Source organism: Rarobacter incanus, assembly GCF_006715765.1.
GTDB lineage: Bacteria > Actinomycetota > Actinomycetes > Actinomycetales > Cellulomonadaceae > Rarobacter > Rarobacter incanus.
Map to the genome: position 1 here is coordinate 1,592,157 of NZ_VFNV01000001.1, position 14,722 is coordinate 1,606,878.

Here is a 14,722-nt window from a genome sequence, read left to right on the forward strand (position 1 = left end):
CCCGTATCCACAGCTGGGGATGAAATTGCACGGGCGTAAGTTAGTGCCGGTGCTGCTTGATCCGGGCCGTCAGTTCTTGTACCTGGTTGTAGGTCGAGCGACGTTCCGCCATCAGTGCGGCTATCTTCCGATTCGCGTGCATAACCGTCGTGTGGTCGCGGCCGCCGAAGTGTTGCCCGATCTTTGGCAGCGACAGATCTGTGAGCTCGCGGCAAAGGTACATGGCGATCTGGCGCGCGGTGACCAGGGTCCGTGAGCGTGACGTGCCGCAGACATCGTCTACCGTCAGGCTGAAGTACGAGGCCGTTTGGGCGATGACGGTGGCGGCGGTGATTTGCTGGACGCCGTCGTCGGTGATCAGATCCTTGAGGACGATCTCGGCGATAGACAGGTCGACGCTCTGGTTGTTGAGGTTCGCGAATGCGGTGACGCGAATCAGCGCGCCTTCGAGTTCGCGGATGTTCGACGAGATCCGCGAGGCAATGTAGTCGTGCACTTCGTCCGGAACATCGAGGGCCTCGGCCGCCGCCTTCTTGCGCAGGATCGCGATGCGGGTTTCCAGGTCCGGCGGCTGAACGTCGGTGAGCAGGCCGGATTGGAATCGCGACCGCAACCGGTCCTCGAATCCGTCGAGTTGCTTGGGCGGCAGATCGGATGTCAACACTATGTGTTTGTTGGAGTCGTGCAGCGTGTTGAAAGTGTGGAAAAACTCTTCCATCGTCTGTTCCTTGCCCTGCAGGAACTGGATGTCATCAATGAGGAGTAGATCGACGTCGCGGTAGCGGCGCTGAAAGGCACCGGCCTTTCCTTCGGAGATGGAGTTGATGAAGTCGTTCGTGAATTCTTCGGAGTTCACGTAGCGGACCTTCATGTGCGGGAACATGCTGAGGGTCGAGTGACCGATCGCGTGGAGCAGGTGGGTCTTGCCAAGGCCCGAGTCCCCGTAGATGAAAAGCGGGTTGTATGCCTTGCCCGGTTGTTCGGCGACCGCATAGGCGGCGGCGTAGGCAAAGCGGTTGGACGAGCCGATGACGAACGTCTCGAAGGTGTACTTGGGGTTCAGACGCGCCTCTTCGAGCGGTAGCGGCGCTCCGGGCTTGAGAGGTCGCGAGGGGATGAAATCCGGCTCGTCGTCATCGATGTCGGCATCGGGTGCGGCGTTGTTCCCGCCCTGGTCGGCGCCTGGCGAACCAGCGGCATGGAGCGAAGCGGTATCTTGATCCCCAGAGTGCAGGTCTTCCAGCTCAGGATCGACAGTAAGGACGAGCTTCGTGTCGGCGCCCACAACCTCACTGAGCGCTTGATCGATCGCCTTGCGGACTCGCTGCTCGATGTAATCGCGAGTTGCGTCGTTCGCCACGGCTCCCACAAGGGTGTTGTTGAAGTACCCCATGGGTTTGATGAACCAGGCGTATCCGATCTGTCGTTGGTTGATCGTCGGATCTGCGGCTAGCAGGTTCAGCGTTGAGCGCCACAGCTCGTGGGGGTCGATTTCTGGCATGTCATCCTCATGGTGGGCACAGCGGGCCCGGAAACTTATTCACAAAAAACACCTGTAGTTATTCACACGTGGGGATATCATCGTGTCCCTTGAGCGAGAACTACTTAGTGGCCATCGTTGTCGGTTACTGTAATCCAATATATCCACAGAGTTTTCCACAGATGTGGGTGACGGGCAAGGTGGATGGCGGTGAATTACCGGATCATTGTTTGACGTATCGCCTTTCAAACCGTATTATTTTGTAGTTCATGTGGTGTTGCCGTGCCCTTTTGCGGGTGCGACGGGTTCCTTGCCTTTGTCGAGCAACAGTTGGATTTCCCAAAGGTTGCGCGGAGCGCCACGACCCGAGGCACGTGGTGTGCCTACCCCTTGAATACGTTGGAGTTTCTCGTGAGCAAGCGCACTTTTCAGCCAAATAACAGGCGTCGCGCCAAGGTCCACGGCTTCCGCCTGCGGATGCAGACCCGCGCCGGCCGAGCCATCCTTTCCGCACGCCGCCGCAAGGGCCGTTCGGAGCTAGCGGCCTGAGTTTTGTTGCCCGCTGCACAACGTCTGCATCGTTCAGAAGACTTTAAGTTGGCCTTCCGGTCAGGCATTCGTGCTGGCCGCGACGATATAGTCGTGCACATGGCCCGCGCCGTCGGTGATAATCCGACCCGCGCGGGTCTTGTGGTATCTAAAGCAGTTGGGAACGCCGTCACGCGCAATAAGGTCAAGCGTCGTTTGCGTGCGTCCTTGCGCACGGAGTTGGAGCAGGCGCCGCATGGATCGATCGTCGTAGTCAGGGCACTGCCTGGTGCGGCCAGTGTCGATTTCTCGTCGCTTACCTCGCAGCTCAGCAGCGGAATCAGTGCGTGCGTGCGTAAGGTGCAGCGGATGGACACTGTGCGATAGGCATGGTTAGCAGTGATTCGCCACGGGGGATGCGTACCGGCGTTCCTGCTCGTGGCATAGTTGGCGTGATGGACCGGGCGCTCGACTGGTATCAACGGCGCATCTCGCCTCTTTTCGGTGCTAGATGTTGCTACTACCCGACGTGTTCTTCTTATGCACGCGAGTCACTCGGTCGCTATGGGTTTTTCAAGGGCGTGGTACTAACGATGTGGCGGCTCATGAAGTGTAATCAGTTTTCCCGGGGTGGCATCGATGATGTTCCTCCTCGTTTCAGACTTGCCTTGCGACCGTACGACAAGCGTGCCGAGCAGGATACGACACCGGGGTGCACCAGCGATCTCGGCGCTAGGGAGTAGGTACCAATAACGTGTGGCTCGATAAAATTCTCTTCCCGTTCGAATGGTTCGTGGCATGGGTAATGTTCCTATGTCACTGGGTGTTCGACGCGCTGTTACCCAATTCAGCGAGCCTGGCCTGGGTGCTTTCGATCGTCGGTTTGGTCGTCTTGCTCCGCGTCGCCATGATTCCGCTCTTCGTCAAGCAGATCAGGGCATCGCGGATGCAGATGATGCTGCAACCGCAGATTCAGGCGATTCAAAAGAAGTACAAGGGACGAACGGATGCTGCATCGCGGGAGGCCATGAGCCGCGAGACGATGGATCTGTACAAGCAAAACGGAACCAGCCCATTTGCTTCGTGCATGCCTATCTTGATTCAGAGTCCGTTCTTCTTCTCGCTGTATCGCGTGCTGAACTCGTTGAGCGCCATTGCGGATCCGTCGAATCCGAAAACTGGCATCGGACCTATTAATGCGGCGGTTGCGGCCTCGGCAGAGTCCTCCACGTTTTTTGGCGCGCCGCTGTCGTCGTGGTTCCTTCAAGAGGGGGCCACGACTTCTACCAAGGTTGTCTCGATCATTCTCATCGTCGCTATGGCAGCGACACAGTTCATTACGCAGCGGCAGCTGACCTTGAAGAATATGCCGCCTTCGGCGCTTGAGGGGCCGATGGCTCAGACCCAGAAGATCATGATGTACACAATGCCGCTGGTTATGGCGGTGTCGGGTGTGAACTTCCCGCTCGGCGTGCTGATCTACTGGACCACGACAAACCTGTGGAGCACCGGTCAGCAGTTCTACACCATCCGTAACATGCCAGCGCCGGGCTCCGAGGCGGAGAAGCGGCTCAACGAACGTCGGGCGCGCAGGGCGGCCGCGAAGGGGATCACCCTCGCTACCGATACCCCGACCGTGATAGAAGCTCGCGGGCAGCGTGAGCAGCCCGTGAGTAAGAACCGCCAGAAGAAGAAGTCTAAGAAGCGGAAGAACTGATCGGGGCGCGCAAACCCCAAATGACAGTGTTGTAATTTCCCATACGTAGGCCTGCAAAGGAGTTCGATAGTGAGTTCTCAAGACGAAGCAAACGTCGCAGAGGTTGAGGTGTCGAAGACGAAGGTTCTAGAGGAAGAGGGCGAGGTCGCCGCCGACTATTTAGAAGAGTTCTTAGACATCGTCGATCTTGACGGTGACATCGACATTGACGTCGAACACGACCGGGCTTCCCTGGCAATTGTTGCAGATGACCCCAAGGAATTGCAGGGGCTTGTGGGGCGTGAGGGTGAAGTCTTGGAGGCGTTGCAGGAACTCACCCGGTTGGCTGTTCAGACCAGGACGGGCGATCGTTCTCGCCTCATGCTCGACGTGGCGGGATTCCGCGCGCATCGCCGCAACGAGTTGCGTGCGTTGGCCGAGGCCACGGTCAATGACGTCAAGGTGAAGGGGCAGGCTATTGCTCTACCCGCGATGAATGCCTTCGAACGTAAGGTTGTGCACGACGTGATCACCGAAGCCGGGTTGTCTAGCGAGTCTTTCGGTACCGATCCGAATCGCTACATCAAGGTGTCGTTGTAGGTCCGCTTTGCATGTCGCGGTGGCCCGTTTCACGTGAAACGGGCCACCGTTTTTTCGTTCCCGTACCTCAGTCGCCAGCGATTTCGGTGGTCAATTGGCCCGACATTTCGTTGGAGGAGCAGCTGTCCGCGCGGGTGTGTTTCGTTGGTCTCGGTGCTTGCGTAGCCCAGGTCTTTCGTCGTTCGACCGCGAACTTGGCTCGTGCATCGAGATCACGAGCGCCCCGCTGTTGATCTCGATGCAGGCCTGCGGCGTGCTTGTCGAGCGGGGCGATGCGCTGCGAACCCGCGGGAGCGGCGCGCTCTCGGTGAGTGGGGAGCGGTGGCGTCGGTGAGTGGGGAGCAGCGCGCTCTCGGTGAGTGGGGAGCGGTGGCGTCGGTGAATAGGGGTGGGGTGGGGTTCGTCATCGGGGTAGGGCCCACAAGTGCAGCGCGGGCCTCGTTCCTGGTTCTTGGCACATCTCATCGGCACGCAGGAGCAACGCCGAGTGTTTCACGTGAAACACGGCTGATAAAATCGGGTGGTTTGTTGCGCATCAGCCGGATCTATCCGTGGGGTCGGTGCGTGTGCCTGTGCGGTTAGGGAAGGAAGTGGAACCCGTGTCGACACCCGATGGGTCACGCGACTCCGCGGCATCGCCGGATCAGGAAGGATCCGAGCCGGCGGGCGCTGACGCGCTCAAGGCATTCCTGGGGGATGCGTACGAACCGATGCAACAGTTTGCTCAATTGCTGATCGCTCACGGGGAAGAGAGGGGCCTGATCGGTCCGCGGGAGATACCGCGACTGTGGGATAGACACCTCGTCAACTGCTCCCTGCTGGCATCGGTGCTGCCCCAGAGCGGTCGGATCGCGGATGTGGGTTCCGGCGCCGGGCTTCCGGGAATTGTCATCGCGATCATGCGTCCGAATGCGCGCGTGTTGCTGGTCGAATCCATGGTGAAGCGTTGCGAGTGGCTAGGCGAGGTGAGTGATCGTCTCGGACTGTCCAATGTCGAGGTACTCAACGGTCGCGCCGAGGAGTATGCCGGGGCGCTCGAAGCGGACGCCGTGACCGCGCGCGCGGTCGCCGCGCTCGACAAGCTCACCCGCTGGGCCATGCCGCTGGTGCACGTGGGTGGCGAGATGGTTGTTCTCAAGGGGGCATCCGCGGAACAAGAGATCGAATCCGCGCAGAAGGCGCTTCGGAAGTTCGCTGCGCGCGACGCCGCCGTGCAGGAACTAACCGGGCCGCCGGGCTATTCGGATGCACGGATCGTACGCGCCACCCGCGGTAGGTAGCCAGGGTGGATGCCGAAGGCAGCGGAGTTTCCTACACCCCTCGTTTTCGTTGCCACGGACGGTCGCGCTATAGGCGGCGGTCCGCACCTTTGTCAGGCGTGCCGGGTAGTCTGGTAATTAGTCACCGAGCTGGCCCAACGGGCCAGAACTAAAGAAGTTCGAGCCCCATGCTCCGCGGGGGCGGATCAGTTTGCACAGTATGGAAGTGAGTGTGTGGTGCAGGACCATATCGATGCCGATCAGTCCACGCCGTTGGCTGCCGAGCTTGCGCAGAACGCCCGACGGCGTAGGCGACTGGACAAGTCGGCCCTACCATCGCCACCGCGGACGCGCATAATCACCGTAGCGAATCAGAAGGGTGGTGTCGGAAAGACCACCTCCACGGTGAACCTGGCCGCAGCGCTCGCCAAGGCGGGGCTGCACGTCCTGGTGATCGATGCTGACCCGCAGGGTAACGCATCCACGGCCCTGGGGGCGGATCACCGCAGCGGTACGCCATCGATGTACGACGTTCTGATCGAGGGCGACACCCTTGCGAGCGTGCTGCAAACGTGCCCGCAATTCCCGTCCCTCGTCGTTGCTCCCGCGACGCTGGATCTTTCCGGCGCGGAAATCGAACTAGTCAACATGGTTTCACGTGAAACGCGGTTGCGAAGAGCCATCGAGGACTACATCATCCACCGCAACGAAGCGGGTCTTACGCGGTTGGACTACATTCTCATCGACTGCCCGCCCTCCCTGGGGCTGCTCACGGTCAACGCGTTCACGGCCGGCGACGAGGTGCTGATCCCTATTCAGTGCGAGTATTACGCTCTCGAAGGCCTGAGTCAGCTCATCAAGACAGTGGAACTCATCAGGGAACATCTCAATCCCCATCTGCAGCTGTCGACCATCCTGCTAACGATGTATGACCAGCGAACCAACCTCGCCCGTCAGGTGGCGGATGAGGTGCGGGAGCACTTCCCGCGGCAAACGCTCGCCACGGCTATTCCCCGATCGGTCCGGGTGTCGGAGGCTCCGAGTCACGCCCAAACCGTGATCAGCTACGAGCCATCGTCGAGCGGGGCCCTCGCATACCGCGAAGCGGCCCAAGAGATCAATCAACGAGCACAGCCGGCGGGAGCAACACGATGAGTCAGAAGCGTAGGGGACTGGGGAAGGGGCTCGGGGCACTCATCCCCACTACCAGCGAAACCAGCCGGCCGGCCGATCTGTTCTTCGAGAAGACTGGCGCGCGCGACGAGCCGCGGCCAGGCGGCGCGCAAGACGCCACGGGCGAGGCGGGTGAATCTGCACGACAGGCGCCGCTTTCGCCGGCCGAGGCCATGCAGCAGAGCCATCGACGCGGAACCCGCGCTCGCGCAAAGCAGCCCGCGGCCGCTCCGGCCGCGCAGACCGCAGGTTCCGCCGCTGAAAAGGCAGGTCCGACCGCACAGCAGCCCGCAGTCGAGACCAATGGCGCCACGGCGACCCAGGCGGAGGAACCCGACCTCATTCCGGTGCCGGGCGCTACATTTGCCGAAATACCGGTGGATCGGATCCGTCCGAACGCCAAGCAACCCCGCACCGTGTTCGATGAGGACGATTTGGCGGAGCTGACGCAGTCAATTGCCGAGGTCGGCGTCCTGCAACCGATCGTGGTCCGTCCGGACCCGAGCGATGACGGTTCTTTCGAACTAATCATGGGCGAGAGGCGCTGGCGCGCGACGCAGGCCGCCGGGCTGGGGACCGTGCCGGCCATCGTGCGGATGACCGAGGAACAGGACCTGCTACGCGATGCGCTCCTAGAAAACCTGCACAGGTCTGCGCTCAATCCGCTGGAAGAGGCGGCCGCGTATCAGCAACTACTCGATGACTTCGGGTGCACCCAGGAGCAACTGTCTACGCGAATCGCTCGCAGTCGCCCCCAGATCTCAAACACGCTCCGGCTACTGAAATTGCCGCCCCTGGTGCAGCGTCGCGTGGCGGCCGGGGTGCTGAGCGCCGGTCACGCTCGCGCGCTATTGCGGCTGGAGGATCCTGCGGCAATGGAGCGCCTGGCGCAACGCATCGTCGCCGAGGGCCTGTCCGTTCGTGCAACCGAGGAGATCGCAGCCCTGGGCGGCGTGCCGGAGCCGTCGCCGAGGCGCGAACCCAGGCCCGGGAAGAGGGTGGAGGCGATCGACGAGCTGGCGACACGGCTGGCGGACAGACTCGATACGCGAGTGCGAATCGCGCTGGGGAAGAGAAGGGGCCGATTGACGGTCGAATTCGCTTCCGTTGACGACCTGAACCGCATTCTGGGCGTGATTGCGCCCGGTGAGCAGGGCCTGTTCGATACCGGCGCAAAGTAACCCGGCGTGCTTCGGGGGACCGCCACGGGGCGGCGCGTGGTGCGGGGTTGCCCGGGCCCGGGCGCCCCGCGGCGGGTTCACCCGACCGGGCAGGTATGCCAGGACTGGCGGGTGGGCCAGCTTGGCAGGTATGCCACGACCGGCGGGTCAGCGCCGCCTGGCGGCTGGGCCACGACCGGCGGGTAGGTTCTACCTATCGGCGGGTGGTCCAGCGAACGCCGGGCTACGCGGTGGCCTCGGGGGACGCCTCGCCGACTGCATCCATGTAGGCGTCCAGGTACTGCTGAGCGTCCAGGGCGGAGGCACATCCGGAGCCCGCGGCCGTGATCGCCTGCCGATAGGTGTGATCCACGACGTCGCCTGCCGCGAATACACCGGGGATGTTGGTACGGGTGGATGGGCTATCGACGACGATGTAGCCGGACTCATCCAGCTCGACCTGTCCGCGAACCAGTTCCGTACGCGGTTCGTGACCGATCGCGACAAACAGACCGGCCACCTCGAGCGACCGCTCTTCACCCGTGACCGTATCGCGAAGAGTCACCGATTCGACCCCCGATTCGCCGTTGATTGCCACAACCTCGCTGTTCCAGGCGAACGACAATTTCGGGTCGTTGTGCGCCCGCTGGGCCATGATCTTTGACGCTCGAAGCGTGTCGCGGCGGTGGATCATCGTCACGGACGAACCGAAGCGAGTGAGGAACGTAGCTTCCTCGACGGCGGAGTCCCCGCCGCCAACCACCGCGATGGGCTTGTCCTTGAAGAAGAACCCGTCGCAGGTGGCACACCACGACACGCCCCGTCCGGACAGGCGCTTCTCGTCGCTGAGACCGAGTTCCCGGTACGCAGAACCCAGCGCAAGGATAACGGCTGGTGCGGTGAATGTGTCCCCGCCCTCGGTGGTCACCGACTTAGTATCCCCGCCCAGGTCAACCGCGACAGCGTCATCCCAGACGATGGAGGCGCCGAATTTCTCTGCCTGCGTTTGCATCTGTGTCATCAATTCGGGACCCATGATCCCGTCACTGAATCCGGGGAAGTTCTCTACTTCGGTCGTATTCATGAGCGCGCCGCCGGCCGTGAGCGCTCCGGCGATAACCAGCGGTTCGAATCCCGCGCGTGCCGCGTAAATCGCCGCGGTGTAGCCCGCGGGACCAGAACCGACGATGATCAAACGATGGGTCGTAGACGTCATGAAAGTCCCCTAAATTAGCAAAGTCGAAACCAAGTGTATTTCAATGATGCGGAAATCGTAGTGCGATGTTGCTACAGCACCTGCACCTCGGCGATCTTGAGCCCATACGATCCGGAACTGAGTTCGGGCAGTTCCGTCACCCACAAAACCAGTTCGTCGGTCTTGATGGGCTTATTCAGGACAATATCCATATCCTGATCGAAGCTGCCCTTCGCGACCAAATCACCGCCCCACGGCTTCGCGTCGCTGGTGGCGCGAAGTTCAAACTTGCCGCCGGTGTTCTCCGTGATCACATACAGCTGCGAGACCGTCGTTGCCTTCTCGAGTTTGATCGCGAAACCGATTCCGCGGCGCGAATACCCGCCGAAGTTGGCGGTCTTGTAGGTACGCGAGATCCAGTACGTCGCCTGATCCTCGTCGATCGCGCGGTCGGCCAACTCCGGGTGCTCGTTGTTGTCACCGTCGGGGTCTAGGGATGCGACCGAATCGATCACCGGCGGAACGGCGGTCGCCGACTTGGTGGCCTTCGGGGTTGCGTTAGACGACTTTCCACCGGTGGTCGTGCCGCCAGAACCCTGCGAATCACGCAACGACTGCACGACATGAGTGGGTTGCAGGTTGTCGGTCAGCGCCGCAACCGCCCAAAAGCCGCCGGTAACCAAGATGCCACCGACGAGCAAAAGCACCGCAAGCGTTGAACCGACTTGGAAGCGTCCCTTGGCGGCGGCGGGAGCGGGCGCTGCCGGGGCGGTGGCCGCGGCGGCAGCGGAAACGGGTTGGAAAACGGGGGCCTCCGCGCTCGCCGCGGCCGGATCGGTGGCGGGGAGCACGGGGGACAGCAGCGACGACGCGGCAGCCGCGACCGGGACGCCGGTGGACACGCGCGTGGGGTTGCTGCCGGTGCCGTGCGTGCCCGCCCCGGGGGCGGGAGGCGCAGGCGGCGGGGTGCCGGGGGGATTGAGATCGTCTGAAATGTTAGCCAACTGGGAAAGCGCGGAGCGACGCACCAGGTCGGCGGTTTGGTCGGCAGCGCTCGGCGCGGATGCGCCGGGGCCCGCGGGATCGGCAAGCTCGGTCAGGGAGGCAAGGTCCCACGGGTCCAACTCGGTGGCGATCCTCGCCGGGCGCACGTACACGTGCTCGACGTCGAGGACATCTACCAGCGCGGCATCATCGAACTCATCGGCATGCCCGGCCACCAACCGTCGCCCCACGCTTCGCAACTGATCGCAGTCGACCAGCGACGCGTCGTCGCCGCTCAACGCCTCCGTGCCGAGGAGCAGGGGCAGGAAACCCAGCCCGTACAGTTGGGGACCGCGCCGCGAAAGATATACGGAATCCTCGGAAATGTGCTGGTGATGGACGCCGTTGCGGGACGCAGCGTCGAGGCCGGATGCCAATTCACCGAGCAGGGCGCGCACGCGCCGCGCATCCCACGTCGTGGCGCGCGGCAGCGACGAAACACTGGGCCCGGTGATGTCCTCCGAAACAATGAAGGCGTCCGTGCCCTCGTGGTTGATATCGAGCAGCTTCACAAAACGACGATCAGAGACGAGGGCCGCCCTGCGGGCGGCATCCAGCACCGCCCCAACCCCCGCCGATGAGCCCGTCGCCTCCAGGGTCGCCGCAACGTCGACGATCAGAACGCGCCGATCGAGCACGGTGTCGGTGCCGTGCCACGTCACGATCAACTCATTGGCGAGCGCATGCGCTCCCTCTTTCCGGTAACGCCCACCGATCAAAGTGGGAGTAGATTCATCCACCGGTTGCCCTATCTGTGTACTCTTACCGGTGCGCGTCACCGGTCCCCTTGTATCGTACGGAATCTAGCCAGCATATCGGTGCTCGACCCCCGGACGGCATGTGACTATCATCGCCGGATTTTGCGCAGAATTGGTGCAAAGAGCTGGTTGACCTCATCCACGCGCATCGCCCGCAGCAAACCGAAATAGATCGCGACAAGGACAACGGCACCGCCACCGGCGGACGCAATCGCGTGGAACCAGCCGCCGCCGGGCGCGTAGCCGATCAGGTGCGCGGTGAGCCAGGCGGGCCCCATTGCAACCCCGGCGGCAATCGCCGCGCGAACGTACAGACGGATGACGCGGGCCTCGTCCAAACCATGCAACTTGCGCCGCAGACCGCCGTAGCGCGCGACAACCACGATCGCATTGGACGCCGCCATGGCGAGCCCAATGCCCATGACCCACCATTGGCCGGGCAGAACCACGGTGCCGAGCCACGCGAACAGGACCAGCGCGCCCGTGCCGGGAAGCTGCATGAGGAACACGGTGCGGCCGTCCTCGAACGCAAAGAACGCCCACTTCATCAAGACCATGGCCCCGAGCGCGACCAGCCCCAAAGACATGGCGATCAGCACCGGCGCGGTGACCGCCACCTCGACGGCACGCATCGAGGGAACCAGCGCCTTGACCAGCGGCTGCGCAAGGGAAACCATGGCCGCCGACGCCATGATCGTGAACACGCCGACCATCCGCATGCCCTGCGACAGATCCGCGCGGACGCGGTCCAGCTGACCGGCCGCCGCCGCCTTGCTCATGGACGTGAAAAGGGCGGTCGTGATGGACACCGTCACCAGTGAGTGGGGCAGGAGATAGATCATGAGCGCCTGCGTGTAGGTGCCGTTCGATGCAATGTCATCGATGCTGGTGTGGCCGGCCAGGTACGCGTGGTGCGGGGCGGCGGTGGCAAGGCGGGTGGTCCACCACACGCCGACCTGATCGACGATCGTGGCGAGTATGACCCACATGCTTACGGTTCCCGCCGCGCGCAGGCCGATCCCGCGCATCCCGAATCGCAGGCGCCACCGGAAACCGCCGCGGTGCAGTGGCACCAGCAAGATGAGGGCCTGCGCGACAATGCCGCCCGTCGCGATTCCACCCAACCAGGCCGTCTGGGTGGACGTCCATGAGGCCAACGGACCGGCCCCGCCGTCGACGACGGCGCGCCCGAAAATCCAGATCAGAATCGCGAAACCGGCAATTGAGATGACGTTGTTGAGGGCCGGGGCCCACATGTACGGCCCAAACTGCTTGCGGGCGTTGAGCACCTGCCCCAAAATCGCGTAGAGGCCGTAGAAAAACACCTGCGGCGTGCACCAGTAAGCAAGGGCCGTGGCGAGCGCGAGCTGCCCGTTAGTCCAACTGGAATCGGTGTACATGCGCACCAGGAGCGGCGCCCCGACGGTGAAGAGCAGCGCCGCTGCGGCCATCAGTACGCCCGCGATGGTGAGCAGCTTGTCGGTGTATTCGCGCCAGTTGCTGCGCCTGAAGGCCTTGACCAGTTGAGGCACCAGGACCGCGTTGATCAGCCCGGTTGCCAACAGCGCATACAGGACGTTGGGTAGCTTATTGGCGATATCGAAGGCGTTGGCGATGGGGCCGGTGGCGCCGACGACCGCGACCAGCAGCACGTTGCGGATCATGCCTAGAGCGCGCGAAACGAAGGTGCCAGCGGCCATGATGACCGAACCGCGTCCGGTCGACGTTCCGACGCCGTCGTCCTCGGGTTCGACCTGCCCGGCGGGATCAGCTGTCACAGCGCGTCTTGCTCCTTGTCGGGTCCGGTCGTGGTACGTGAGCTGGCGCGCCCGCGCTTGATTGTGCGCAAAACCCCGGCCACCAGGGTCAGCGCCAAGAGGATCCCGACTACCACCGTTCCGCGCGTTTCCCAATCCGCGCGCACGCGCACGGTGAAGTCCGCAGGGGTGGCGATCACGGTGGAATCCGCCGCGGTGAGGCGCACCTGGACGTCGACGTCGCCGCTGCCGACGGCGCGCACCGGCACCTGCACCGACAATTCGGAGTTGGCGGGGACGACCACGTCCTTGACGGCCTGCGCGATCAGGCGCGGGTGATCGGGGGCCAGCTGGACGTTGATGGTGACGTCCTGGTCGAGCGAGTTAGATACCGTGATTGGCAGCAACCCAGAGGCCGATACCAGATTGACATCCGAACCAATGACAACATCCAGGGACGAGCGCACCGCCTCCGCCGTAGCATCCACCCCGGCGATGATGCTTGCCGCGGAATCGCTTGAGCCCGCCCACTGGTAGCCGAGCGCCTGCAACAAGGAGTCACCCAGGGGGCCGGTGATCTTCTCCGGGTTCGAGGTCACCTGTGCGAACTGCTTCGCCTTCCGCACGTTCGATACCGTATCCGCCCATTGCTCGGTGGAGACCTGGACGGGGGCGTCGTCACTGGATCGCTTGGGAAGGTTGCGTTCGACGCTTTCGGCGGCGAAGGAATCGATGTCGCTGAGCGAGGTGGCCGTCACAAACGCGGCTTCGTCCACCGCTTGAATGATCGCCCGGACGTGTTCGATGGCGGGGTCCCAGTCGCGCGGCGTGGTGACCAGGAACGCGCGATCATGTCCGGGGTTTTGCCGGGCCAGGACCACCAATTGGGCTAGGAACTGTTGAGCGGATTGCGCGGGTGATTGCTCCGGGTCGGTGGCCGCGAACAGGTCCGTCAGGGACGAATCGGAGACCAGCACCCGCGAGGTGCCGCGTTCGTGACTAACTTGGGTGACGCTGCCCGGCGTGTATGTGGGGTTCCCTGCGAGGTCGAAACCGTCTCGGGCGATGACGGTATCGAGGCCGGCGGCCGCGGCGTCGGATATGACCGAGCTGGTCGGTGCCGCCTGCCACGGAAGGGCGATACCCGTGTTCCAGGAGCCGGAAACGTCGGCGACGGCGTCCGTCAGGGACGTGGAGGCGCGGGGGGTAGAGCTAGTCGTGCGCAGCGTCGAAAGGTCCGCGTCGAAGAGCGGCAGCGCGTAGGTGTCGTGGTCGCTTGCGGCCTCCTCGATGCGGCTGGCCCAGATCTTCGATTGGGCGTCCGCGGGAGCGCTGGCGGCGAGCACCGCATCGGTGCTCAACTCGCCCGCCGCCGTGACGACCGTTCCCGGATCCACCAGCCAGGATACGAGCGGGTCGCTACCCGACGCGGCGACGATGCGGTCCAACCGGCCCTGCGGGTGGGTTGCCGCGATGAGGTCGGCGCGGGAAGAGACGATCGGCACTGCCACGGAAAGGTTGACGGAAGGCGTTTCGTCATCCGCGAGGGGCTGCCAGATAAAGAACGAGCGCGCCACCCCCAGCCGACCCGTGACCTTCTTGGTGGCGCCGGACACGGAAACCGCGATACCGCGCGGTCCCAGGCCGTCGCCGCTTTGCAGGAGCCACAAATCCGTTGCGGGCAAAGAAAACGTGGCAACCACGCTTCCGCGGGCGGGGATAGTTACCGCCTGGGTTCGCAGCGATGACCCGATTGCGTCCAGGGGCTTGGCCTGCTGCCATTCGGTGACCTGCGCCGCGGTTTGCAGGATGATTCGCGACAGGCTGAGCATGGCGGTGCCGGTGAACTTCTTGCCGGTCGGATTGTCGATGCGCGCCGACACAGTGATGTCGGATCCGGGGGTCGCCACCGCTGGGGTGACGGAATTGATGGTGACGGGGAACTCGTCCCCGCTCGATGCGTCGGCATGGGCGGGTGGTGCACACAGCAAGGCCGCCGCTGCGACAAGAATCCCGACGATCGTTGCAAGATACGTGAGCGGTCGGTGGGACCGCTGAGCCGACAAGACCAT

At 63.2% G+C, this 14,722-nt stretch carries 13 protein-coding genes; 8 read left to right on the forward strand and 5 right to left on the reverse strand.

Annotated elements, in window-relative coordinates; all coding sequences use genetic code 11:
• Positions 1 to 40: 40 nt before the first annotated feature.
• The gene (dnaA, locus tag FB389_RS06655; RefSeq protein ID WP_142112124.1) at positions 41 to 1,501 is read right to left on the reverse strand and encodes a chromosomal replication initiator protein DnaA; all 1,461 of its coding nucleotides are present in this window, start codon (positions 1,499 to 1,501) and stop codon (positions 41 to 43) included.
• Between the two features lie 390 nt (positions 1,502 to 1,891).
• Here dnaA and rpmH point away from each other — a divergent pair, with 390 nt between their 5' ends.
• From rpmH to FB389_RS06695, 8 genes are all read left to right on the forward strand, one after another.
• Entirely contained in the window at positions 1,892 to 2,029 is a 138-nt protein-coding gene (rpmH, locus tag FB389_RS06660) for a 50S ribosomal protein L34 (protein ID WP_142112125.1), read from the forward strand.
• A 6-nt stretch (positions 2,030 to 2,035) separates the two neighbouring features.
• The gene (gene rnpA / locus FB389_RS06665) at positions 2,036 to 2,395 is read left to right on the forward strand and encodes a ribonuclease P protein component (RefSeq protein ID WP_281282029.1); all 360 of its coding nucleotides are present in this window, start codon (positions 2,036 to 2,038) and stop codon (positions 2,393 to 2,395) included.
• Between the two features lie 68 nt (positions 2,396 to 2,463).
• Complete coding sequence (gene yidD / locus FB389_RS10915) at positions 2,464 to 2,751, forward strand: membrane protein insertion efficiency factor YidD (protein ID WP_211344970.1); 288 nt, start codon at positions 2,464 to 2,466, stop codon at positions 2,749 to 2,751.
• 11 nt (positions 2,752 to 2,762) lie between these two features.
• The gene (yidC, locus tag FB389_RS06675; RefSeq protein WP_246043567.1) at positions 2,763 to 3,725 is read left to right on the forward strand and encodes a membrane protein insertase YidC; all 963 of its coding nucleotides are present in this window, start codon (positions 2,763 to 2,765) and stop codon (positions 3,723 to 3,725) included.
• 69 nt (positions 3,726 to 3,794) lie between these two features.
• On the forward strand, positions 3,795 to 4,304 hold the full coding sequence (locus tag FB389_RS06680) for a Jag family protein (protein WP_246043568.1): 510 nt from the start codon (positions 3,795 to 3,797) through the stop codon (positions 4,302 to 4,304).
• 599 nt (positions 4,305 to 4,903) lie between these two features.
• Complete coding sequence (rsmG, locus tag FB389_RS06685; RefSeq protein WP_142112133.1) at positions 4,904 to 5,584, forward strand: 16S rRNA (guanine(527)-N(7))-methyltransferase RsmG; 681 nt, start codon at positions 4,904 to 4,906, stop codon at positions 5,582 to 5,584.
• A 213-nt stretch (positions 5,585 to 5,797) separates the two neighbouring features.
• Positions 5,798 to 6,718: a ParA family protein gene (locus FB389_RS06690; protein WP_281282030.1), complete on the forward strand. Its 921-nt coding sequence runs from the start codon at positions 5,798 to 5,800 to the stop codon at positions 6,716 to 6,718.
• On the forward strand, positions 6,715 to 7,917 hold the full coding sequence (locus FB389_RS06695; protein ID WP_142112135.1) for a ParB/RepB/Spo0J family partition protein: 1,203 nt from the start codon (positions 6,715 to 6,717) through the stop codon (positions 7,915 to 7,917). Before FB389_RS06690 ends, FB389_RS06695 begins: the two co-directional genes overlap by 4 nt.
• Positions 7,918 to 8,140: 223 nt before the next feature.
• On the opposite strand, the gene trxB is transcribed toward FB389_RS06695, so the two are convergent.
• From trxB to FB389_RS06715, 4 genes are all read right to left on the reverse strand, one after another.
• Entirely contained in the window at positions 8,141 to 9,112 is a 972-nt protein-coding gene (trxB, locus tag FB389_RS06700) for a thioredoxin-disulfide reductase (RefSeq protein ID WP_142112137.1), read from the reverse strand.
• Positions 9,113 to 9,183: 71 nt separating this feature from the next.
• Positions 9,184 to 10,875 carry a protein kinase family protein gene (locus FB389_RS06705; RefSeq protein WP_142112139.1) on the reverse strand — a complete coding sequence of 564 codons (1,692 nt, stop codon included), beginning with the start codon at positions 10,873 to 10,875 and terminating at the stop codon, positions 9,184 to 9,186.
• 107 nt (positions 10,876 to 10,982) lie between these two features.
• Positions 10,983 to 12,671, reverse strand: coding sequence for a murein biosynthesis integral membrane protein MurJ (gene murJ / locus FB389_RS06710; RefSeq protein ID WP_246043569.1), 1,689 nt, complete (start codon positions 12,669 to 12,671; stop codon positions 10,983 to 10,985).
• Positions 12,668 to 14,722 (reverse strand): DUF6049 family protein, encoded by a 2,055-nt coding sequence (locus tag FB389_RS06715; RefSeq protein WP_142112141.1) that lies wholly within the window; start codon positions 14,720 to 14,722, stop codon positions 12,668 to 12,670. Before FB389_RS06715 ends, murJ begins: the two co-directional genes overlap by 4 nt.